Origin of the sequence: Lysobacter soli (assembly GCF_009755585.1) — a bacterium.
GTDB lineage: Bacteria > Pseudomonadota > Gammaproteobacteria > Xanthomonadales > Xanthomonadaceae > Lysobacter_J > Lysobacter_J soli.
The window spans coordinates 2,286,666-2,306,853 of sequence record NZ_CP046603.1; the positions used below are offsets into that span (position 1 = coordinate 2,286,666).

General features: G+C 67.6%; 21 protein-coding genes. 5 read left to right on the forward strand and 16 right to left on the reverse strand.

The features are described 5' to 3' along the window. Nucleotides 1–14 precede the first annotated feature (14 nt). The 6 genes from GOY17_RS10295 to GOY17_RS10320 form a co-directional block, all read right to left on the reverse strand. Nucleotides 15–641, reverse strand: a complete 627-nt coding sequence (locus GOY17_RS10295) for a YidH family protein (RefSeq protein WP_232338399.1) — start codon at nt 639–641, stop codon at nt 15–17. A 12-nt stretch (nt 642–653) separates the two neighbouring features. After that, a complete protein-coding gene (locus tag GOY17_RS10300; protein WP_232338400.1) occupies nt 654–1,064 on the reverse strand; it encodes a hypothetical protein in 411 nt (136 codons plus the stop codon). Between the two features lie 322 nt (nt 1,065–1,386). Beyond that, entirely contained in the window at nt 1,387–1,842 is a 456-nt protein-coding gene (azu, locus tag GOY17_RS10305; protein WP_157030348.1) for an azurin, read from the reverse strand. 77 nt (nt 1,843–1,919) lie between these two features. After that, nucleotides 1,920–2,723, reverse strand: a complete 804-nt coding sequence (locus GOY17_RS10310) for a DNA alkylation repair protein (RefSeq protein WP_157030349.1) — start codon at nt 2,721–2,723, stop codon at nt 1,920–1,922. 5 nt (nt 2,724–2,728) lie between these two features. Then, nucleotides 2,729–3,097, reverse strand: coding sequence for a VOC family protein (locus GOY17_RS10315; protein ID WP_157030350.1), 369 nt, complete (start codon nt 3,095–3,097; stop codon nt 2,729–2,731). A gap of 99 nt (nt 3,098–3,196) precedes the next feature. Continuing rightward, complete coding sequence (locus GOY17_RS10320; RefSeq protein WP_157030351.1) at nt 3,197–3,682, reverse strand: hypothetical protein; 486 nt, start codon at nt 3,680–3,682, stop codon at nt 3,197–3,199. 148 nt (nt 3,683–3,830) lie between these two features. On the opposite strand from GOY17_RS10320, the gene GOY17_RS10325 reads away from it, so the two are divergent. The 3 genes from GOY17_RS10325 (at nt 3,831) to GOY17_RS10340 (ending at nt 8,863) form a co-directional block, all read left to right on the forward strand. Beyond that, nucleotides 3,831–4,244, forward strand: a complete 414-nt coding sequence (locus GOY17_RS10325; protein WP_115840986.1) for a BlaI/MecI/CopY family transcriptional regulator — start codon at nt 3,831–3,833, stop codon at nt 4,242–4,244. Then, nucleotides 4,237–6,132 (forward strand): M56 family metallopeptidase, encoded by a 1,896-nt coding sequence (locus GOY17_RS10330; protein ID WP_157030352.1) that lies wholly within the window; start codon nt 4,237–4,239, stop codon nt 6,130–6,132. The genes GOY17_RS10325 and GOY17_RS10330 overlap by 8 nt, the downstream gene beginning before the upstream one ends. A gap of 1,063 nt (nt 6,133–7,195) precedes the next feature. Beyond that, a complete protein-coding gene (locus GOY17_RS10340; RefSeq protein WP_157030353.1) occupies nt 7,196–8,863 on the forward strand; it encodes a GMC oxidoreductase in 1,668 nt (555 codons plus the stop codon). Nucleotides 8,864–8,884: 21 nt separating this feature from the next. On the opposite strand, the gene GOY17_RS10345 is transcribed toward GOY17_RS10340, so the two are convergent. Beyond that, a complete protein-coding gene (locus tag GOY17_RS10345) occupies nt 8,885–9,151 on the reverse strand; it encodes a DksA/TraR family C4-type zinc finger protein (RefSeq protein WP_157030354.1) in 267 nt (88 codons plus the stop codon). Between the two features lie 137 nt (nt 9,152–9,288). Here GOY17_RS10345 and GOY17_RS10350 point away from each other — a divergent pair, with 137 nt between their 5' ends. Together GOY17_RS10350 and GOY17_RS10355 are read left to right on the forward strand one after the other, a co-directional pair. Further along, on the forward strand, nt 9,289–10,365 hold the full coding sequence (locus tag GOY17_RS10350; RefSeq protein WP_157030355.1) for a tetratricopeptide repeat protein: 1,077 nt from the start codon (nt 9,289–9,291) through the stop codon (nt 10,363–10,365). A gap of 85 nt (nt 10,366–10,450) precedes the next feature. Continuing rightward, complete coding sequence (locus GOY17_RS10355) at nt 10,451–11,263, forward strand: TIGR04325 family methyltransferase (RefSeq protein ID WP_157030356.1); 813 nt, start codon at nt 10,451–10,453, stop codon at nt 11,261–11,263. A 73-nt stretch (nt 11,264–11,336) separates the two neighbouring features. Here GOY17_RS10355 and GOY17_RS10360 read toward each other — a convergent pair whose 3' ends face one another. The 9 genes from GOY17_RS10360 to lolA form a co-directional block, all read right to left on the reverse strand. Beyond that, nucleotides 11,337–11,885: a DUF4136 domain-containing protein gene (locus GOY17_RS10360; protein ID WP_157030357.1), complete on the reverse strand. Its 549-nt coding sequence runs from the start codon at nt 11,883–11,885 to the stop codon at nt 11,337–11,339. A gap of 278 nt (nt 11,886–12,163) precedes the next feature. After that, nucleotides 12,164–13,603 (reverse strand): transporter, encoded by a 1,440-nt coding sequence (locus GOY17_RS10365; protein WP_232338401.1) that lies wholly within the window; start codon nt 13,601–13,603, stop codon nt 12,164–12,166. 91 nt (nt 13,604–13,694) lie between these two features. Beyond that, nucleotides 13,695–14,204, reverse strand: a complete 510-nt coding sequence (locus tag GOY17_RS10370; protein ID WP_157030358.1) for a hypothetical protein — start codon at nt 14,202–14,204, stop codon at nt 13,695–13,697. Between the two features lie 14 nt (nt 14,205–14,218). Next, nucleotides 14,219–14,920 (reverse strand): C39 family peptidase, encoded by a 702-nt coding sequence (locus GOY17_RS10375; protein ID WP_157030359.1) that lies wholly within the window; start codon nt 14,918–14,920, stop codon nt 14,219–14,221. Continuing rightward, nucleotides 14,917–15,345, reverse strand: a complete 429-nt coding sequence (locus tag GOY17_RS10380) for a hypothetical protein (protein ID WP_198173651.1) — start codon at nt 15,343–15,345, stop codon at nt 14,917–14,919. Before GOY17_RS10380 ends, GOY17_RS10375 begins: the two co-directional genes overlap by 4 nt. A 128-nt stretch (nt 15,346–15,473) precedes the next feature. Then, complete coding sequence (locus GOY17_RS10385; protein ID WP_198173652.1) at nt 15,474–16,817, reverse strand: hypothetical protein; 1,344 nt, start codon at nt 16,815–16,817, stop codon at nt 15,474–15,476. Between the two features lie 434 nt (nt 16,818–17,251). Beyond that, nucleotides 17,252–18,571, reverse strand: coding sequence for a replication-associated recombination protein A (locus GOY17_RS10390; protein WP_157031684.1), 1,320 nt, complete (start codon nt 18,569–18,571; stop codon nt 17,252–17,254). 149 nt (nt 18,572–18,720) lie between these two features. Next, nucleotides 18,721–19,416, reverse strand: coding sequence for a hypothetical protein (locus GOY17_RS10395; protein WP_157030360.1), 696 nt, complete (start codon nt 19,414–19,416; stop codon nt 18,721–18,723). Nucleotides 19,417–19,520: 104 nt separating this feature from the next. Further along, the gene (gene lolA / locus GOY17_RS10400; RefSeq protein WP_115841511.1) at nt 19,521–20,147 is read right to left on the reverse strand and encodes an outer membrane lipoprotein periplasmic chaperone LolA; all 627 of its coding nucleotides are present in this window, start codon (nt 20,145–20,147) and stop codon (nt 19,521–19,523) included. Nucleotides 20,148–20,188: the final 41 nt, after the last annotated feature.

Genomic DNA, 20,188 nt, shown 5'->3' on the forward strand with positions numbered 1-20,188 from the left:
GACGAACAGCGGGATCAGCCGCGCGCCACGTCGAACACCATCGTGACGACGGCGTACAACCCGATCAGCAGCAGCGCGCATGCGGTGAGCAGCGTGTAGGAAACCGGATAACCGCTTTCGCCATGCACCAGCCCGTGCTGGACCATGGCGTTGCGTTGCGCACGCAACGTGCGCATGAAGTTGATGTGGTAGACGATGCCGACGATGAGCAGCAACACGCCCAGCATCACCAGGGCCATGCCGAAGTTGCTAGGCGCGGCGGTGCTGATGTTCAGGAAGCCCGATTCGCGCCCCTTGCTGAACACCTGGAAGATCGTGAAACCGAAGCCGATGAGCGACAGCGCGGTTCGGATCACCGACATCAACGTGCGCTCAGCGCTGAGGCGCGTGCGCTGGAACGACATGCCGGTGCGGCGCATCGACATCTCGGTGCGATTGGTCGACAGGTCGGTGCGGTATTCGGACAGATCCGTCCGGTGTTCCGAAAGACCCGTGCGGTGCGTCGAGAGCTTCGTGCGATGCTGCGAGAGCTCGACCGATGCGACGTCGGCGTCGAGCAGCCCCACGTCGGGAATCGCCGGCAGCTGCGTGTCCTCGAATCGCTTCGGCCGGGCCGGGGTTTCATCGTGCTGCGAGCTCATCGGCGTCTCCGTTCAGGCCGTGCGATGCGCACGCGCATGCCACCACCGCACCAGCCGGTTGATCGGGCCGCGCAGCAGCAGGTAAGGAAGGAAGCACAGCACGACGATCACGTTGATCGCCTCCAGCACGTGGAAGGTGCCGAGCACGCGATACTGGTAGATGATCTCCATCACCAGTCCGAGGATCAGGATGCGCGTGGTCGCCTTGATGCCTTCATGAAGCGACGCGCGACGCGCCGCCGGATCGTTGACGATCTTCCAGAAATACGGACGCCGGCCGGTCTTCGCATCGCGTGTGCCGTCGCGCAGCGCCATCAGCAGCGCCATGCCCGGTTGCAGGAAGAAGCGGAACGACATCGGGCCATGCGTGCGGCCGATCAGGTCGTCGTAGAAACGCACCACGTCGTGCACGAACGCTTCCAAGCCCTGCCCCTCCTGCATGACTGCATGGGAACAACCGGCAAATCGGACAGCTCGACTCGCGATGGCGGCGGGAAAAGCACGCCACCGGCGCGACGCACCGGAACGCTCTTCCTCGCAGTCGCCTCCGTCAGACTCGCCGTGAAAGACGGCGTCCCCGGCGGCAGGCCACCGGATCATCGTGTCGATGCGGTGAAAGAGTCGTGACGGCGGAATGAATGACGCTGCGTCCTTGTGTGAAGAACGCTCGCGAACGGTTTGCGGCGACGAGTTCTTCGACGCCGCGGGCGTATCACCTGTTGCTGACAGCGGTCGCGTCAGGCAATCACTTCACCACGATGAGCTTGCCGCGCATGAGCGTCGCGTGGCCCGGGAAGCTGCAATAGAAGGCATAGTCGCCGCCGGCTTTCAGGCGCGAGCCGGGAAACGTGGTCTTCGTGCTCTGGCCGCCGCCGATGAGCGCGGTGGCCGCGATCACGCGCGGATCGTTCTTCGGCACGTATCCCGCCGCTGCGCCGGCCTTCAATCCATCGCGCGCGATGGCGTCGTACAGCACGGTCTGCGAGACCACCACGTTGTGCCCCATCGCGGCCACCGGCATCTTCCCGGTATGGGTGAGCTCGATGGTGATGGCGGGGCACGACGCGGACACGGTCGCGGTCTTGATGTCGTACTGCATCGCATCGTTGGCCTTGATCTTCACCGTGCAGTTGTCGGCGGCGAAAGCGTGCGACGAAACACCGGCAAGCGCGAGGCCGGCCAGCAGCAGAGCGGTTTTCATGTCATCCCCTTGAGCATGCGCAGGATTGCGTCAGGGGAAAGTCTAGGAAGCAACCTGCCCTGCGCTCTTGATCCGGATCAAGCCGTGCTTCGCGGCCTGCTTCCGACCGTCCTGCCTGCCAATTGCTTCTGTGGTGCCTTCACAGCCGCCTTCTTCGTCGTCTTCTTCGCCGGTGCTTTCTTCGACGCCTTCGGAGGCTGCTTCGCGAACTCGCGCAGCGCATCCTTTCCGATCCATCGCGCACTCGCCTCGTCGGAGGCCGCAAGCCGCTTCGCTACGAGGGTCGCTTGCGTGCGCCAGTCGGCGCGCCGGCCGATCGCACGCAGCGCCCAGTTCACGCCCTTCTTCACGAAGTTGCGATCGTCGGAGGCCTCGCGTTCGATCAGTGCCAGGCCATCGGCATACAGCGACTCGTCGCCCAGTCTGCCGTGCAACGCAAGGCTTGCGAGCAGCGCGAATGCCGCGCGCTTCTGGAATTCGTCGCGGCGCGACGACCACTGCCCGACCTTGGCGAAGGCATGCGGCGTCCGGTCGAACAACACGAAGCACAGCGTGTCGCACACGGCCCAGTTGTCGAAATCCCGACACCAGCGATCCATCTGCGCCGCGGTCACCTGTTCGGGCTCCTCGACATACGCCGCGAGCATGCGCGCCTCGTAGACGCCCGTGCTCCACAATGCCGCCGCGAGGTCGTGATCGCGGCCAAGCTGCTTCGCGAGCGCCTGGATGTCCTTCATCGACACACCGAGCGCGTGGTCGGACGGAATCGCGAATCGCGCCATGCCCGCGCGTGCGGCTTCGGAGGCGTGATCGCGAAGCCAGTCCAGCGCGAATTGCGTGCGCGCCTTGGGCGTCTCGTCCATGGACGTGCGTGCGGCCATGCGCGTCACTTCCGCTTCAACTGGTGCAGCAGCAACGCATTGCCTTCGCTGTCCACGCACACGGCCATCCGGCACACCGGCGTCACGATGATGTCGCTGCGGAAGGTGACGCCCTTCTTCTTCAGGTCTGCGACGGTCGCGTCCAGGTCGTCCACTTCGAAGCCGACCGTACCGCCGGCGGCTTCGCTGGGCTTGGACGGCGTGGCGTTGGTGAGCGCGAAGCAACCGCCGCCGGGCAGGTCGTATTCGATCCAGTACTGCCCGTCCTGGTGGCCATGCGAGCCGCGCTTGAGGCCCAGCGTGTTCTCGTAGAAATCGCAGGCGCGATCGACGTCGACCACGGGGTACATCGTGAAAGCGACCTTCTCCAGCATGGCGGCGCTCCGTCCGGTGGATTGCGCTCGTTTATCGGTCGCGCGACCGATGCGTCAAGGGGTGTTTGCGGCCAGCCGACCGGCGGACGCCGGCGGCACTCAACCGCGCCGTAGCGCGCGACGTGCGAACAGCACGCAGATCACGCCGAACAGCATGTGCGCGAGCACGGCGTAGGCGATCCAGTCCGGATGCGCGAACGACGGCGAGCGTCCGACGCGCGAGAGCGGCATCACCACGAAGTTCATCACCACGTACAGCACGACGCCGTAGAGCACGCCGAGCACGACGGGCCGCGCCAGCAGCGACGGGAAACGGCGGGCGACCAGCGTGTAGATCGCCACGAAGGCCGTGGCCATCAGCACGTGCAGCACCGCGCCGAGCACGGCCGACTGCGTGCCGCCGTCGTAGCTGGCCTGCCCCAGCACGCCGACCGCGATGGTCTGGAAGACGCGCCTTAAACCTTCCGCGTCCCAGGAGAACCAAAGCGTCGTGGCGAAGATGAAGTCGCCAAGGGCGACGAGCACTCCGCCGATCAAGACGAAAGCCCAGAGGATGCGCGGTGCGAACGGACGGACGGAGGACATCGCGATGCTCCCGGTGGCGCCTGGCGCGGCCGGCCCATCCTAGTGGCGCTCGAAGGCCGGCACCCGTGACTTTCGTCATAGACAAAATGGTCTAGACAAAACGTTCTAGATGGATCAGCATCCTCGCACGCACCTTTCGAATACCGCCATGACCCGCAGGAACGCCCGACCGCCGAAGCCCACCGCCGCCGAGCTCGACCTGCTGCGGGCGATCTGGCGTCTGGGTCCTTCTACAGTGAAGGACGTCCACCAGGCCCGGCTCGCCGAGCGCCCCGACATCACCTACGCGACGGTGCTGCGCCTGATGCAGGTGATGCACGGCAAGGGCTTGCTCACCCGCGACGAGAGCCAGCGATCGCACGTCTACGCCGCCGCGCATGCCCAGGACGCGCTGCAGACGAACCTGCTTTCCGAGTTGATCCAGAAGGCGTTTTCCGGCTCGGGCAAGGCGCTGGTGATGGCGGCGTTGAACGAACACGTGAGCGACAAGGAACGCGAGGAAATCCGCCGTTTCCTCAAGGACAACGCCGACGACAACGGCACGGAGCACCGCGATGACTGACTTCCTCGCCCAGCTGGTGCCGGCGCTCGGCCGCGCCCTGCTCCATTTCCTTTGGCAAGGCGCGCTGATCGGGCTGCTTGCGGCGATCGCCTTGCGGCTGATGCGCGATGCACGCCCGCAGGTGCGCTACGCGGTGGCGTGTTCGGCGTTGCTGCTGTGCGCATTGGTGCCGACGCTGTATGTCGTCGCGCAGATATGGACGCCCGCGTCGACCGGCGGCGTCATTCCCGCCGGCGACGACGTACGCATCACCGCCCTGGCCATCGTCACCGGCGACGTCGCACCGGATTGGGCATCGCGACTGGACGCCGCGCTGCCGACGATCGTGCTGCTCTGGGCCGCCGGCGCCGGAGCGCTGTCGCTGCGCATGGTCGCCGGACTGCTGTGGATCCAGCGCCTTCGCGCAACGCCGCAAGCGGCCGCACACGCGCAGTGGCAAACGCGACTGGACGCGCTCGCGCAGCGTTTCGGGCTGCGTCGCGATGTCGCGCTTCGCGTCGTCCAGTCGCTGTCTTCGCCGGTATCCGCCGGCTGGTGGCGCCCGGTCGTGCTGCTGCCGGCGGGATTGCTCACGCGCATGCCGGCCGATCTGGTCGAAGCCCTGCTCGCGCACGAGCTGGCGCACATCCGCCGCCACGATTACCTCGTCAACCTGCTGCAGAACCTCGCCGAGGCGCTGCTGTTCTACCACCCGGTCACGTGGTGGCTGTCGCGTCGCATCCGCGACGAACGCGAACACATCGCCGACCGCCTCGCCGCCGACGTCACCGGTCAACCGCGCCGGCTCGCGCTGGCGCTGTCCGAACTGGCGGAGTGGTCGTGCAGCCACACCGTCGACCTGTCCACGCCCAACCTCGCGCAAGCCGCCCATGGAGGCCATCTGATGTCCCGCATCGAACAACTCGTCCGTCCCGGCGCGCGCCCCGTGCGCGGCGGCGTTGCCTTGCCACTGGTCGGCGTCGCGATCGCCTGCCTGGCGTTCTACGCGCATGCGCAGGTCGGCCAGGACGCGAAACCCGCAGCCGCCGCGTCCGCGCAAGCGAAAGCCGATGCAGCCAGCCACGGGCAACCCTCCGCGCAACCGAAGGCGAAGCCCGCCGCCACGCCGGCGAAGAGCGCCTCGACGACGCTGCGACTCAAGCACGACGACGACAACGCCTACGCGCTCATCAGCAAGGATCGCGACGGGTTCCGCATGTCCGGGTCGACGGCCGACATCCCCGAAATCGAACGCGCCCGCCGCAGCCTGACCAACCAGGACTTCATCTGGTTCCGTCGCGATGGAAAGGCCTACGTGGTGTCCGACGCCGACACGATGGCGAAGGTGCGCGATGCATGGCGCGACAGCGATCGCATCGGCGAGCAGATGGAAGCGCTCGGCGACCAGATGGAAGTGCACGGCAACAAGATGGAGGCGCTGGGCGCGCAGATGGAACAGCTCTCGGCCAAGGCCGACGACGATCGCGCGATCAACGCATCGTCGCGACGCATGGAACGCCTGGCCGACCAGCAGAGCGCGTTGGCCGAACGGCAGTCGGAGATCGCCTCGCAGATGGCGCGAGCCGACGGTGCCGGCCGCGATCGCCTGGAAGCGACGATGGACGACTTGGGCCGCCAGATGGATGAACTCGGTCGCCAGATGGACGAGCAGAGCCGCGTGATCGAGCAGCAGACCGCCGCCTTGGCTGCAAACCAGGGACCGATGGAAGCGCTGGGCCGCCAGATGGATGAAGCCAGCAAGCCGATGGATGCCCTCGGCCGCCAGATGGATGCGCTCGGCAAGCAGCAGGAAAAGATCATCGAGGAAGCCGAACGCAAGACGCGCGTGCTGCTCGACAGCGCGATGGCGCGCGGCCTCGCGCAGCCGATGCCGCTGGTGGCGCGGTGAGGTGTTGGTGGTTGGTTGGTTGGTTAGCTGGTTAGTTGGTTAGTTGGTTGGTCGGTTGGTCGGTTGGTTGGTTGGTTAGTTGGTTGGTTGGTTGGTTAGTTGGTTGGTTGGTTAGTTGGTTAGTTGGTTGGTTGGTTAGTTGGTTGGTTGGTTAGTTGGTTGGTTGGTTAGTTGGTTAGTTGGTTAGTTGGTTGGTTGGTTAGTTGGTTGGTTGGCTGGTGTGCTGATGTCTTGAGCCGAGAGGCTGACGACGTGACAGCCTGGATCCCGGGTTCCGCCGGGATGGCGGCTTGAAGCCCCTCTCCCGACGGGAGAGGGGTTGGGGTGAGGGGCGGCACGTGCGGCTGAGCTGACGCTCGCGATGCGTGGCTGTTGTCCAACGCTGACGCGATCAGCGCTTGTAGCAAAATCAAAATGGATTCCAGCTGTCGCTGGAATGACGGTGAAGTGGTTCGCCGGTGAGGGTGCCCGAGGGCTGCGGGCCTGGATCCGGCATTCGCCGGGATGACGGCTTTCAAGCCGCTCTCCCGACGGGAGAGGGGCGGCGGAGTGACTCCGTTGACGTTCGCTATGCGGCGGCGCCGCCTGCATCGACTCTCGTTACTGAAACCGCCGCCATCCGTGGCGAAGCGCATCCCACTCCGGAACGCCCCGCCCGGCCATCCATGGCCGGGCTTTCGGCAGGCCACGCGGCAGTGCCGCTTTGCACCGACTTCGTTAATGAAACCGCCGCCATCCATGGCCCAACGCATCCAACTCCGGAACGCCCGCCCGGCCATCCATGGCCGGGCTTTCGGCAGGCCACGCGGCAGTGCCGCTTTGCATCGACTTCGTTGCTGAAACCGCCGCCATCCCTGGCGAAGCGCATCCAACTCCGGAACGCCCCGCCCGGCCATCCATGGCCGGGCTTTCGGCAGGCCACGCGGCAGTGCCGCGTAAGCGGCCTGCCTCAACCTTCCCACCTGTCCCCTTTCTTCCCCGGGCTGCGTTGGTTTCGAACGGTGGCCCTGTGTGCGCTTCGTGCACAGGCGCATAAGAAGAACTGTTCCCAGGGGCAAGGCATTTGATCTTCGATTTCCGGAACGCGTCCTCGCCGGCCGACATCGACGCGGACATCTGCATCATCGGGGCCGGCGCCGCCGGCCTGGCGATCGCATGGGCGTTTCTCGACACGCAGGCGTCCGTCTGCGTGATCGAGAGCGGCGGCCTGACCGCCGACGCGCGCTACCAGGCGTTGCTGGAGGGGCATTCGGTCGGCGAACCGCCCTTCGATCCGGGTGCCTCGCGGCTGCGCGCGTTCGGCGGCACCTGCAATTACTGGGGCCGCGGCTGCATTCCACTGGCGAACCTCGCACCGCGCGACTGGGTACCGCACAGCGGCTGGCCGATCGGCTTCGCCGACCTGGAGCCCCACTACCGTAAGGCGCGCACGTTCTGCGGTCTCGACCAGCACGACTTCGGTGAGGACACCTTCCTCACGCCCTTCTCGCGACGGCCGCTGGACTTCGACAGCGACGCGCTGGTGCACAAGACGTTCGCGTCCAGTCCGATGATCTTCGGCCACGCGTACCACGACGTGTTCGAACGCGCGGACAACATCACCGTGCTGCTGCACGCTAACCTGCTTGAACTCGACGCAGTGGAATCGGCGCAGGCCGTGCGGCAGGCGCACATCGGCACGCTCGACGGTCGCCGCGGTACCGTGCGTGCGCGGCACTACGTCCTTGCCTGCGGCGGCATCGAGAACGCGCGCTTGCTGCTGTCCTCGAACGCGACCGTTCCGCAGGGCCTGGGCAATCCGCACGATCTGGTCGGTCGCTATTTCATGGACCATCCCAGCGGAAAGCTCGGCACGCTGTTCGCCGACGATCCGCACGTGCTCACGCGCCCGTACGATCGCAACGTGCCCAAGGGCCGCCCGCAGGCGCATCCGGAGATCTGCCTGTCGGACGAAGCGCAGCGCCGGCACCGCATCCTCAGCGGTCGCGTGCGGCCGTTCGCGTTCGAGGAACCGGTGCCGGAAGGCCTGCAGGCGCTGCGCGACCTGCGCGCGGCGATCCGCGCGCGTCGCGGCAACGAGAACTGGGCGATCAAGGCGCGCGTGTGCGGGCGTCGCAATGGCGAGCCGGACTACATCGCCAATGCGATGCCGACCGAAGACATCCGCTCGCTCACGCTGCGCGCGGGGCTCAATGCGGGCGACATCGCCAAGGCCGTCGGTCGCAAGCTCACGCGCAAGCCCACGGTGCGCACCGAGCGCGTCGACCTCATCGGCTATTTCGAACAGGTACCGAACCACGACAGCCGCATCACCCTCGGCGACGAACGCGATGCGCTGGGGCTTCGGAAGGTCAACGTCGACTGGCGCCTGACCGAGCTGGACCGCCACACCTACCGCACGGCCGCGACGCTGTTCGGCGGCGAACTCGCGCGCGCGTGCAACGGTCGCTTCCAGTCGGCGTCATGGCTGGAGGAAGACGGCGGCGTGCCGCAGGTGTTCGGCACCTCGCACCACATGGGCACCACGCGCATGGCCGACAGCCCACGCGAAGGCGTGGTCGACCGGCACTGCCAGGTGCACGGCGTGGACAACCTGCATATCGCCGGAAGTTCGGTGTTCCCGACTGGAAGCTGGGCGTTCCCGACCTTCACCATCATCGCGCTGAGCCTGCGACTGGCCGAGCAGTTGCGCGTGAGGCTCGAACAGGCGACGCCGCTGCTGGGAATCTGAGCGCTGCGTCTGGCGCCTCGATCAACGCAGCTGTGAATCCTTGCTGCCGCGACGGTTGTAGCCGGCGAAGGCGGCCTCTTCGGCGTCGTGCGCTTCCTGGCAGGCGATGCACAGGCGCACGCCCGGGACGGCGTCGCGGCGGGCCTGCGGGATCTCCACGCCGCATTCCTCGCAATGCGTCAGGCCCGGCCCCTGCGGCAGCTTGCTGCGTGCGCGCTTGATGCCGTCCTTCACGGTCGCGTCGATCTGGTCCTGCACGGCGCCGTCGCCTGCCCAACCGGTGGCCATGTCGAGTCTCCTGCGTGGATCCGGGTCCGAGGATAGCGCCGGGGCCCTGAACTTCCCGCACACGCGCGCTTGCCCGGTGCAGGACTACACTCGCCGCAGGCTGAATCGCGGCCCGCCGGGCCGCAAGGTGTTCGTCGATGCGCAACAGGCTCGTCGCGATGATCCTCGCGCTGGCGTTGTCGATCGCGCCTGCGTTCGCCCAGCCCGCCGCGAGCCTGGTCGCTGCGCCCGACCAGGTAATGGCCCTGCCCGCGCCACTGCGCGAGCGGTTGCATCGCGAGATCCTCCACGACAACCCCTCCGCGCACGACAGGCTGCAGCGCCTGGGCGCCTTCATGTTCTCGCCCGAAGGGCTGGGCATGACCTACGTGGAGACCGCGAACCACACCGTCGCGCAGGCATACGAAGCGCGTACTGCGAACTGCCTCACCTTCACGATGCTCTTCCTCGCGCTGGCGAAGGAAGCGGGGCTGGAAGCGGCGCCGCAGGAAATCGGGCAGATCCTCGGCTTTCGCCAGGCCGACGGCACGCTCTACCTGAGCAACCACGTCAATGCGTCCGTGCGCGCGGGGGTGCGGAAATACACGGTGGATGTCGCGGGCGACCTGATCATTCCACGCGATCAGCCCGAGCCGATCACGACCACGCGACTGATCGCGCACTACTACAACAACCTCGCCGTCGAACGCCTGGCCGACGGCGATTACGCCGCGGCGCTGTCGCTGCTCGACACCGCCCTGAAGCTGGATCCCGGTTACGCCGGCTTCTGGAGCAACGCCGGCGTCGTGCGCACGCGAAGCGGCGATCCGCGCGGCGGCGAGAAGGCCTATCGCCGCGCGCTTGCACTCGATCCTGACAACGCCAACGCGCTGTTCAATCTCGCCGGACTTGCAGCCCGCATGGGCGATCGCTCGCTTGAAGCCGAATACCGCCAGCGACTGGCGAAGGTGCAGCGCAACGATCCCTTCCACGCCTTCATGCAGGCGGTGAACGCCGAGAACGCCGGCGACCTCGCGCGCGCGATCCGCGAATACCGGCGCGCGGTCGACCTGCAACCGCAGGAGCATCGCTTCCACTCGGCGCTGGCCAACGCGTACCTGAAGGCCGGCCGGATCCGCGCGGCCGTCCGCTCCCTCACCCAGGCGCAGGCGCTGAGCGATGGCGACACGCGGGCTGCCTACAGCGAGCGACTGGACGCGCTGCGCGACCGCTGACGTCGCCGCGTCCCCTTTTGCCCGCCGAGCGCGTTTGCTTCCCTGAGACGATCGGAAGGGGATCCCCGTGCAACATGAAACGCTGATGGCCAAACGCCACCTGGTGCGCATCGCCATCGAGACCGCCGAGCTTCCCGGCGTGCGCCTGGTCGCGCGGCCGCTGTACCGCCGCCTGTTCAACCGGCCCTACCACGGCGGCAACGCGTACTACGGCGCCTACGATTCGCGCGCGCAGGCGCTGGCTGCCGCACCAAAGCTGCCGACCAGCTACGACCAGCCTTCCACGACGGGGATGTACATGGATCGACATCGGAGCATCCGCGTCAGCGACTACCCGATGGTGCATTGGCTGTCGCGCCTGCTCGCACAGGGCCGCCATCGCATCTTCGACCTGGGTGGCCACATCGGCGTGACCTACTACGGGTTCCGCCGTTACGTCGATTACCCGGCGACGATGGAGTGGCGCGTGCACGACGTGCCAGCCGTGATGGACGCCGGACGCAGCTGGGCGCGCGAGAACGATCCGCAGGGGCTGCTGCACTTCGCCGACGATCCGGACGCCGCGAGCGACCACGATGTGCTGATCACCTGCGGCGCGCTGCAGTACCTGGACTACACGCTGCCCGAGCTCCTCGGCCGCCTGCCCTCGCCCCCTACGCACGTGCTGGTGAACCTCACGCCGGTGCATCCGCGGCGCGGCTACGTCACCTTGCAGAACATCGGCAAGGCCGTGCTGCCGTATCGCGTGATGGCCAAGCCGGAGTTCGTCGCGCAGATGGAGGAACTGGGCTACTGCCTGGAAGACCAGTGGCAATCGAAGGAACGCCACCTGCGCGTTCCGTTCGAACCGGATTGCACGCTCGATCACTACGCGGGGTTCTATTTCAGGCGGGTGTGATCCGCACAACGCGTGCAATGAAACGACGAAGGCCGGCATCGCGCCGGCCTTCTGCACTACGTCTTGCTGCCGGTCACTTCGCCGGCGCGCTACCCGGCGGGAACGACGCGAACATCTTCTCCACGCCGGCCTGCGCCTTGGCGTTCACGTCTTCCGGCGAATCGGGCACGGTGCCCGACGCGGTGCCGCGCCAGATCGCCTGCTTGGTCTTCATGTCGAACATGTCGACGACCAGCGTGCCGACCTCGTAATTGCGCACCGTGGTGGTCGCCGAACCCATGCCGGCGCCGCCCCAGCGACCCCACCCGTAACCGCCCCACGCCGGACCGCTGTAGAAGGTGTCGAGCGTCTGCTGCTGTTGCGTGGCGACGTTGGCGACGATGCCGACATCGGCGTCGGTGCCCGTCGCCTGCTGCCAGCCGTGCGCGGCGAGCTTGGCATCGATCGCCGCGACCACGCGCTGTTCCACCAGCGGCGAGCGGCCTTCGGGTTTCTTCAGCCACGTGTAGGTACGATAGCTGGAGAACTGCGCCGAGGGGTCGTAATCCGTGTGCACCGTCGGCGTGCTGGCGCAGCCGGAGAGCGCGAGGAGCATCACCGCGCCGAGGACGAGTCGTTTCATGAGCCTTCTCCGTGGACGTTGGGGCGAGAGGGAAACCCGATGCGGACTGCCGGCGCGATACCTCGCGGCGCGCGCGTGATCGCGAGATAGAACCTTTGCGGGTGAAACAGGTGTGAAGGGTTTGTGCCGGCGCGATGGAACCGTCGTCATCCCAGCGAACGCCGGGACCCAGGCCGGCAACGCGCGCGCTTGCGACAACACCAACTCGACCAGGTCGTGACAGCTTGGGTCCCGGCGTTCGCCGGGATGACGAGGCTCGTAAGGACTGTCGCGAAACCTCAGAACGAAATCGGCACCCGCGCCGTCAGCGTCATGTCCGGCGTATCGCGCGTCACGCCTACGCCGAGTGCGACGTTGAGCGACCAGCGATCGCTGAAGCGGTATGTACCGCCCAGCAGCAGCGTGCCGAGCGTCAGGCGCACGGAGCCGGGCGATTCCCGGCCGTTCTGCTTCGTCTTGCCGATCAGGCTCGTGTCGTAGCCCAGGCTGATGGACGCCTTCTCGTTGAGCGCCAGGCCCATGCCGAGGTTGAAGCCCCAGATGTCGCCGGCCTGCACGTCACCGAGGAATTCCTCTTCGCGCCCCAGTACGGTGCGCGAAACGTTGCTGCGTTCGAAGTTGTACAGATAGCTGAAGGTGCCGAAGAACACGACCGGGTCGGACGGATACAGCCACGTCACGCCCGGCTGTATCGCTTCGAAGCCGGTGCCGGTCGGCAGTTCCAGCGGCAGGCCGGTGCCGGTGGCGTTCTGCAGGCAGCGCTGCACGCAGTCGGTGGTGACTTCGAACAGATCCTTGCCGGTGCGGCTCTTGTAGCGCAGCCAGCCGATGTAGAACGCCTTGTCCGGGCCGCCGCGGTTGAGCTGGTAACGCGCCGTCGCCTCGACGTCGCCCATGCCGTGGCCGCTGGCGTTGAACACGCGGTCCTGCGCGCTGCCGGTGAAGATCTCGCGGCTGACGGTGTCGCCGTTGAGATAGACGTACGGGACTTTCACCTCGACCTCGGCACGGCCGCCGATGCCCATGCGACCGGTGATCGTGCCGACGCCGGAGGTCGTCTTGACCTGGCGCACGTCGATCAGGCCGATGAGGATCGCCGGGATCACGGTGTAACCGACCAGCGCCACGCGGTCGTTCGCCGAATAGCCGTACTGCAGCGAGGGTTCGAGGATGAACTTGCCCGACGGCGTGAGCACGCCGGGCTGGTCGAAGATCTGCGCGACTTCCGGCGGGCGCGTTACCGAATCGGGCGCCTGTCCGACCGGCTTCTGCTTCGGTTGTGGCTGCTGTTGTTGTGGTTGCGCGGCCTGCGCCTGGCGTTGATCGGCCGGCGGAGGCGCCGCGGCCGGCGCCTGTTGCGCCAGCGTCGGCAGCACGGTGCCCGGCGCGACGCCCGCGCCGCGTTCGGCGTCCAGGCGTTCCTCGTCGAGCGCGCGTTGCAGGTTCGCGACCGCCGCTTCCTGCTGCGCGAGCGAGTTGCGCAGCTCATCGAGCTTCCGGGTCTGCGCGTTGATCTCGCGCTGCAGGTCGTCCAGCGAACGTTGCGGCGCTGCCGGCGCCGGCGCCGCGGGGAGAGCCCCGGCCGCCTGGGGCTGCGCAGCCGGACGGGCCGGCTCCAGTCCCTGCCACTGGTCCTGCGCGTGGGCCGCCGCGGCGGCGGCGAGCCACAGGCATGGAGCGAGCATCAGGCGGCGGGGCAACTGCGGCGTCCTTCTCATGCGTCGTCCTTCTGGTGCGGCCGTGCCGGGAGGTCCATCCGGTTACAACGCAGGCGGGCCCCGAATGCGGGCGCGCGGCGACGGCTCTCGTTCAGGGCGCGGTGGCGGTCACCATCGCGTTGTGCAGCGTCGACTGGGTGTTGAGATCCTGGAACGCCTGCAGCGTGTCGACGCCGACGTTCACCGTGGTCAGGGCGCGGATGTCCTGCCCGTCCCTCGTGTTCTGGATGACGATGCCGCCGGGCGCGCCGGACGGCTCGAACGTGTTGCCGCCGCCCACCTGCACCACGACGCCCTCGTTGAAGCGCTGCAGCTCGCGCGCCTGGTCGGTCGTCATGCGCCCGACGTCGGGAATCTGCACGCGCGTGGTCGCCACCACTTCGCCGTTGACGAACACCGCGCGTTCGATGCCGAACGACAACGCCGTTCCGCCGTCGGTGATGAAGCCGCCGCGCATGTCTTCGAGCAGCGCGGGATCGATCGCGACCCAGTCCTCACCGAGCACCGTCGAAGGCGGCGCGGCCAACACGGGCGCGCACCACGCGAAGGCGGCGATCAGGGCGAGCTTGAACGACGCGTGCTTGAACGAAGGCGAGTCCATGGTCGAACCCTCCGTCAGATGTCGCCCGGGCTGCGCCGGGGCGTCACGATGTTGTAGAGGCTGTCGCGGGCGATGCCCGCATCCAGCGGCGCCGGCGGCGCGGTGCGCCAGTCCTGCGCCATGTTGAACTGCGCCCGGTCGCGGCGGTTGTGCACCACGAACAGGATGCGGTTGTCCCACAGCTTCTCGAAGCGAGAGCGCGGCATCGCACGCGTGCCGCGCGCGGGATCGCCGAGCAGGACCCGTTCGTTGCGGAAGCCCTTCACCACGACGAAGTGCCGGTAGCCGCGGTCGTTGAGCAGCACGATCGCCGGCAGGCCTTCGGCGACGAGCTTGTCCAGCGGCTGCTCGAATCCGTCCGCCTCGAATCCCAGCGAACGCAAATAGCGGCGCATGTCCAGCAGCGAGAACCCGCGCTGGCGGATCTTCGCCTGGTCGCCGGTCTGGTACATGTGCATGAACACTTCGGCCTCGGTGACCGGATGGCCGTACTGGTAGGTCAGCAGCGTCGCCGTCGCGGCCGAGCCGCAGCTGAAGTCGTACTGCTGGCGCACGGTGGTCTTGAAGCGCGCTTCCTTCAGGCTCGTGACCTTCAGCGAATAGGCGCCGTTCGGCGGCGCGCGCACGTCCACCGTCCCGGCCTGCGCGAGGCCGGAAAGCAGGATCCACGCCGAAGCCGCCAACACCGCGCGGCGCCGGAATGTGCGCAGGCTCATGGGCCCGCGTCCGCGAACTTCACGTTCACGATCATCGCGTTCTGGATCAGCACGTTCGCGCCGGTGTTCTGGATCACCGTGGAAATGCCGCTGGCGTTGGCGAACGAACCGGACGTGACCGAGTTGCTGCCGGTGAGCACATCGTCGGCGATCGCGTCCTCGACGCGGCCGTTGACGAGGATGTCGTTGTCGACCAGTTGCGCCTCGCCGCCGCGCATGTCTGACAGCGCGCCGGGATCGACGGCCGATCCGAACGCCGCGTCGGGCGCGACGGTCGCATCGACAATGGCCGGTTCGACGAAAGCCGGTTCAACGACGACAGGTTGCGATGCGGCTTCGGGCGCCTGCTGCGCGGAGGCGATCGCCGCCACGCACCACATCGCCACGCCCAGGCCGCCCACTGCGATGGAACGATTGCGTTGCATCGTCATGCTCCTTGCCGTGTGGGTCCGTGTGCGACTGCAAAGCTCCCGCCGGCGTCGCCGCCGGCGGGAATCTGCAATGCGCACGTTGATCGCACGACGCCGCGGGGCGTACGTGCGTCGCGTAACGCTTACGGACCGACGGTCAGGTTGGCCTGGACAGTGATGCCCTGCTGGATCAGCGAGGAGAAGCCACTGTTCTGCGCCGCCACCGTGATGCCGGCTGCGCCACTGGCGGTACCGGTCATCGTGGAGGACATGTCGAACGTGCCCGCATCGACGGTGTTGGTGCCACCGGCGCCGCCGGAGCCACCGGTCGCGCCGTTGCCGACGCCGCCGTTGCCCGTGCCGCCCGTGCCGCCCGCACCGTTGCCGGTGCCGCCCGCGCCGCCGTCGCCGCCGGTCGCGCCGGCTGCCGCAACCGCGCCGTCGCCGGCCGTCGCCGAGCCGTTGGTCGCGCTTGCATCGGCGCTGCCGTTGCTCGCGTCGCCATTGCTCGCCGCACCGCCCGCACCGCCGCCACCGGCACTGGCGGTCACGGTGCCGCTGGCACCGCCATCGCCTGCGGTCGCGCCGGACGTGCCGGTGCCCGCGCCGGACGTGCCGGTCGAGGTTGCAGTGGCCGTACCACCTGCGCCACCAGCGCCGCCGGTGCCCGTACCGCCCGCACCGCCGGAGCCGCCGGTGCCGTCGTTGCCGGCATCGTTGCCGCCACCGCCGTCGCCACCGGAGTTGCCGCCGCCACCGCCACCGCCGCCGCCGTCGCTGCCGCCGGCACCTGCGGCCGAGCCGGCCAGGCTTGCGCCGCCCGCGTCGCCGCTGTCGTTGTCGGTATCGCCGCCACGACCGCTGTAGTTATCCCAGGTGTCGCCGCCACGGCCGCCACGGCCGGCAGTCGAATCGCCGATGGTCGCGTCGCCGACGCTCGCGTCGCCCGAAGTCGCGCTGCCGTTCACGGCATAGCCGCCGGAACCGCCGTCGCCACCGGAGCCACCGTCGCCGCCGCTGCCGCCGTCGCCGCCGTAGCCGTCGCCACCGCCGCCTTCGCCGCCGTAGCCGTCGCCACCGTAGCCGTCGCCTCCGGCGCCGCCCGATCCGCCATTGGCATTGCCGCCATTGGTGGCGACATTGCCGATGCCGTATGTGCGAACGTCGTATACCGCGCCTTCGAGCACGGTCGATGCGACGATCGTGCTGGAGGTGGAGCTGAAGGTGGAGGAGTCGGTGTAGGTGCTGGTCGCGGTGCCGCCGTTGTTCGCGGCCGCGGCTCCGTTGTCGGCGCCGGCCCAGCCGTCGTTCTCGCGGTTGTCGCCTGTGCTGCTGTCGGAGTTGTCGGAGTTATCGGAGTTGTCCGACGCGGTGAACGTATCGTCACCGTCGCCACCATTGCCGTTGGTCTGTTGTGCCATCGCCTGGCCGCCGAGCCCCAGGGCAATGAGCACTGCTGTTGCCATCAAGCTGGTACGAATGCGCATTGTTGTTCTCCTTTACGTGACGTCGGCTGGCACCCGGGGGAGGCACCGGTAAACGACGCAAGGAACTACACGCATGGCCGGTGCCAACCTTCGTTCAGGCGCGGCAACGCGTTGATCACGCGGGTTAATCGTCCTGAATCGCACACACGCCTTTCGCGCCGCGCCGCTGAAGCGGAGCGAACCGGATCGTCTCGTTGCAAAACTGGAATGCGACTTTCGGCTACTGAGCGCCCCGCGCCTCAGATGTGTACCGCAAGGCCTTGATGCGTCGAGACACGCAGCGCATTCGTTGCCATTCAGCCGCGCGTTTCAGCGCCGAAACGCGGGACATTACCGCGACACTTCAACGGTACCGGCGCTGTTTCGACTCAATGACTTATGCGTGAATGTTGAAGCCAACTCCACGTTGCGGGCAGGCAACACGCGGAAAACGCTCAGGTTCCTTCGTCGTCGCCACTCACATTGCCATCACGCCGGGCATCGTCGCGCAGCGCACGAAGGCGATCGAGTTTTTCCTTCAACCTGATCTCCAGCCCGCGCTCGACCGGGCGGTAGTACACGCGTTCGCCCATCGCATCGGGAAATCCGGTCTGGTCGAGCGCGATGCCGCCTTCGGCATCGTGGTCGTACTGATAGCCCTTCGAATAGCCGAGTTGCTTCATCAACTTCGTGGGCGCATTGCGCAGGTGCAGCGGCACGTCCTGCGTGCCGTACTGCTGCACATCGGCGCGCGCGGCGTTGTAGGCGGCGTACACCGCGTTCGACTTCGCCGTCGTCGCCAGGTACACCACGACCTGCGCGAGCGCGAGTTCGCCCTCCGGACTGCCGAGGCGTTCGAACGTGTCCCACGCTTCCAATGCCATCGGCATCGCGCGCGGATCGGCCAGGCCGATGTCTTCCACCGCCATGCGCGTGAGGCGTCGCGCGAGGTACGAACGATCGCAACCACCATCGAGCATCCGCGCGAACCAGTACAGCGCGGCGTCGGGATTGGAGCTGCGCACGGATTTGTGCAATGCGGAGATCTGGTCGTAGAACTGCTCCCCGCCCTTGTCGAAGCGGCGCGTGCGATCGGCGAGCACCTGCGCGAGCGTCGTCGCGGTGATCTCACCCTCCTCGCCTTCGGCCAGTTCCGCCGCGATTTCCAGCAGTGTCAGCGCGCGGCGCACGTCGCCGTCGGCGGCTTGCGCGATCTCGCCGAGCAGCGCGTCCTCGACCTTCAGCCCGCGCCCGCCGAGGCCGCGCTCCTCGTCGTCCAGCGCCTGCCGCAGCGCGATGCGGATGTCGTCGGCCGACACCGCTTCCATCACGTGCACGCGGCAGCGCGAGAGCAAGGCGGAGTTGAGTTCGAACGAGGGGTTTTCCGTCGTCGCGCCGACGAACAGAATCGTGCCGCGTTCGATGTGCGGCAGGAACGCATCCTGCTGCGCCTTGTTGAAACGGTGCACCTCGTCGACGAACAGCACCGTGCGATGGCCTTCGGTGAAGCGCTGCGCGGCTTCGGCCAGCACCTGCCGCACCTCCGGAAGGCCGGAGAGCACGGCGGAGATCGCGCGGAAATCGGCGTCGGCGTACTTCGCCAGCAGCAGCGCGAGCGTCGTCTTTCCGCAGCCCGGCGGTCCCCACAGGATCATCGAATGCACGCGGCCGGATTCGATCGCGCGTCGCAGCGCCGAGCGTGGCGACAGCAGCCGCTTCTGCCCGACCATCTCGTCGAGCGTGCGCGGGCGCATGCGTTCGGCGAGCGGCTGCATGCCGCGGTTGTCGACGTGAAGCAGGTCGTCGGTCAGGGAGGACGAAGAAGTCGTGCGGCGGGCCACGTGCGGTCTCGCGGGAAGCTGCGCACACGATACCAAGCCCGGCTTCGGGGCCCCGTCATCGCGGATCGCACGCGGAAGCGGGTTCAGCGCGAGGATGCGGTGAGCTGCGGCTTGCCCGCGTCCTCCGGCCCCAGCTGGTAGTCCATCTGCAGCCATGCGCCGTCGCGGCGGTCGTACAGCGCGTGCACGCGCACCTCGCTGCTGCCGTCGCGGCCGAAGTCCGCCAGGCCGCGCGCTTCCATGCCCAGGTAATGCGCGGCCATCTCGACCGTTTCGACGCGATCGAGCTGCATGCGCACCGACGTCATGCCGAGTTCGCGCTGTAGCGTGTCGGCCATGCGGTCTTCGAGTTGCTGCAAGGCGATGCCGTCGTTGGGAATGAGGCGGCCCTCGCCGCCGACACCGAGTTCCAGCTCGGGCCATCCGGCCTGACCGAGGAAGTCGTCGTAGCGGCTGGTGAAACGGAAGCCGATCCAGCCGGTCTCGCCCGCGAAGCGCATGCCGCCTTCGCCGCGGATGAGCCGCTGTTGCGCATCGAGCGGCTGCGCCTGGACGTCGTCGAACTTGGCCTCGATCGCGCGGCCGCCGAAGCGCTCGGACAGTGCGGCCACGACCGTACCGGCGATCGCCTTTTCCAGCGCGGCGCGGTCCATCGCGCGCGACGCCGGTGTGGACGCCAGCGCACGCGTCGGCGCGGCGGCGGTCACAGCGGGTTCGTTCGACAGGGCCGGTGCCGAAAGCAGGCACAGGCCGATCAACAAGGCGGGACGGCGGACCACGGGGCGCTCCGGCGGCCGGCGGATCCGGCCCCTGCCCTCACGAAAACGAAAAGGCCTGCCGAAGCAGGCCTTTCGCGTCGCGGCTGGCTGGCTGGCTGGCCGGCTTATTCGCCGCCGATCACGTCCACGCCCTTGGGCGGCGTGTAGCGGAAGGTATCGGCGGCAAAGGCGGGATTGCGCTTCCAGCCGGTGAACTCGATCTCGGTCCGCTGCCCCAGGTTGTCGACGACCTGCATCTTCACCAGACCGCTCCCGCCGAAGCCCAGGCGCGCGCTGCGGAACGCCGCGTCCGACTCGTTCTTCGGCGCAAGCGACAACCATTCCAGGCCCTTGTCCATGCCCAGTTCCTTGACGATGAACTGTGCGTCGAGCTTCGCCGGATCGATCAGCGCGGCGAGCGGGCTGTTCTGTTCCTCCACGCCCTGCGGACGGACGGTGGCCTGCTGCAGGTCAGGATCGAACACCCAGACCTTCTTGCCGTCGGCGACGATCAGCTGCGGATACGGCTTCACGTACTGCCAGCGGAACAGGCGCGGCGTCGCCAGCGCGAGCGTGCCGGTGGAGGTTTCCTTCAACTTGCCCTGGGGGTCGAAGACCTGCTGGCTGAATTCGCCGCTCAGGCCCTTGAGGCCCTTGGTGAAGGTGTTGAGGTCGTCGCGCGCACCGGCGAAGGCCGTGGTCGAGGCCAACGCGAGCGCCAGGACGGCGCCGATGAAACGAACTGCACGCATGCGAAAAACTCCGGTATCCACGTGTTGCCGGCGAGTGTGCC

Bases quoted from the DNA above. Each gene is read 5' to 3' on its own strand.
- GOY17_RS10295 (WP_232338399.1), bottom strand. From the start codon at position 641: ATGAGCTCGCAGCACGATGAAACCCCGGCCCGGCCGAAGCGATTCGAG.
- azu (WP_157030348.1), bottom strand. From the start codon at position 1,842: ATGAAAACCGCTCTGCTGCTGGCCGGCCTCGCGCTTGCCGGTGTTTCG.
- GOY17_RS10310 (WP_157030349.1), bottom strand. From the start codon at position 2,723: ATGGCCGCACGCACGTCCATGGACGAGACGCCCAAGGCGCGCACGCAA.
- GOY17_RS10315 (WP_157030350.1), bottom strand. From the start codon at position 3,097: ATGCTGGAGAAGGTCGCTTTCACGATGTACCCCGTGGTCGACGTCGAT.
- GOY17_RS10320 (WP_157030351.1), bottom strand. From the start codon at position 3,682: ATGTCCTCCGTCCGTCCGTTCGCACCGCGCATCCTCTGGGCTTTCGTC.
- GOY17_RS10325 (WP_115840986.1), top strand. From the start codon at position 3,831: ATGACCCGCAGGAACGCCCGACCGCCGAAGCCCACCGCCGCCGAGCTC.
- GOY17_RS10330 (WP_157030352.1), top strand. From the start codon at position 4,237: ATGACTGACTTCCTCGCCCAGCTGGTGCCGGCGCTCGGCCGCGCCCTG.
- GOY17_RS10345 (WP_157030354.1), bottom strand. From the start codon at position 9,151: ATGGCCACCGGTTGGGCAGGCGACGGCGCCGTGCAGGACCAGATCGAC.
- GOY17_RS10350 (WP_157030355.1), top strand. From the start codon at position 9,289: ATGCGCAACAGGCTCGTCGCGATGATCCTCGCGCTGGCGTTGTCGATC.
- GOY17_RS10355 (WP_157030356.1), top strand. From the start codon at position 10,451: ATGGCCAAACGCCACCTGGTGCGCATCGCCATCGAGACCGCCGAGCTT.
- GOY17_RS10360 (WP_157030357.1), bottom strand. From the start codon at position 11,885: ATGAAACGACTCGTCCTCGGCGCGGTGATGCTCCTCGCGCTCTCCGGC.
- GOY17_RS10365 (WP_232338401.1), bottom strand. From the start codon at position 13,603: ATGAGAAGGACGCCGCAGTTGCCCCGCCGCCTGATGCTCGCTCCATGC.
- GOY17_RS10370 (WP_157030358.1), bottom strand. From the start codon at position 14,204: ATGGACTCGCCTTCGTTCAAGCACGCGTCGTTCAAGCTCGCCCTGATC.
- GOY17_RS10375 (WP_157030359.1), bottom strand. From the start codon at position 14,920: ATGAGCCTGCGCACATTCCGGCGCCGCGCGGTGTTGGCGGCTTCGGCG.
- GOY17_RS10380 (WP_198173651.1), bottom strand. From the start codon at position 15,345: ATGCAACGCAATCGTTCCATCGCAGTGGGCGGCCTGGGCGTGGCGATG.
- GOY17_RS10385 (WP_198173652.1), bottom strand. From the start codon at position 16,817: ATGCGCATTCGTACCAGCTTGATGGCAACAGCAGTGCTCATTGCCCTG.
- GOY17_RS10390 (WP_157031684.1), bottom strand. From the start codon at position 18,571: ATGCAGCCGCTCGCCGAACGCATGCGCCCGCGCACGCTCGACGAGATG.
- lolA (WP_115841511.1), bottom strand. From the start codon at position 20,147: ATGCGTGCAGTTCGTTTCATCGGCGCCGTCCTGGCGCTCGCGTTGGCC.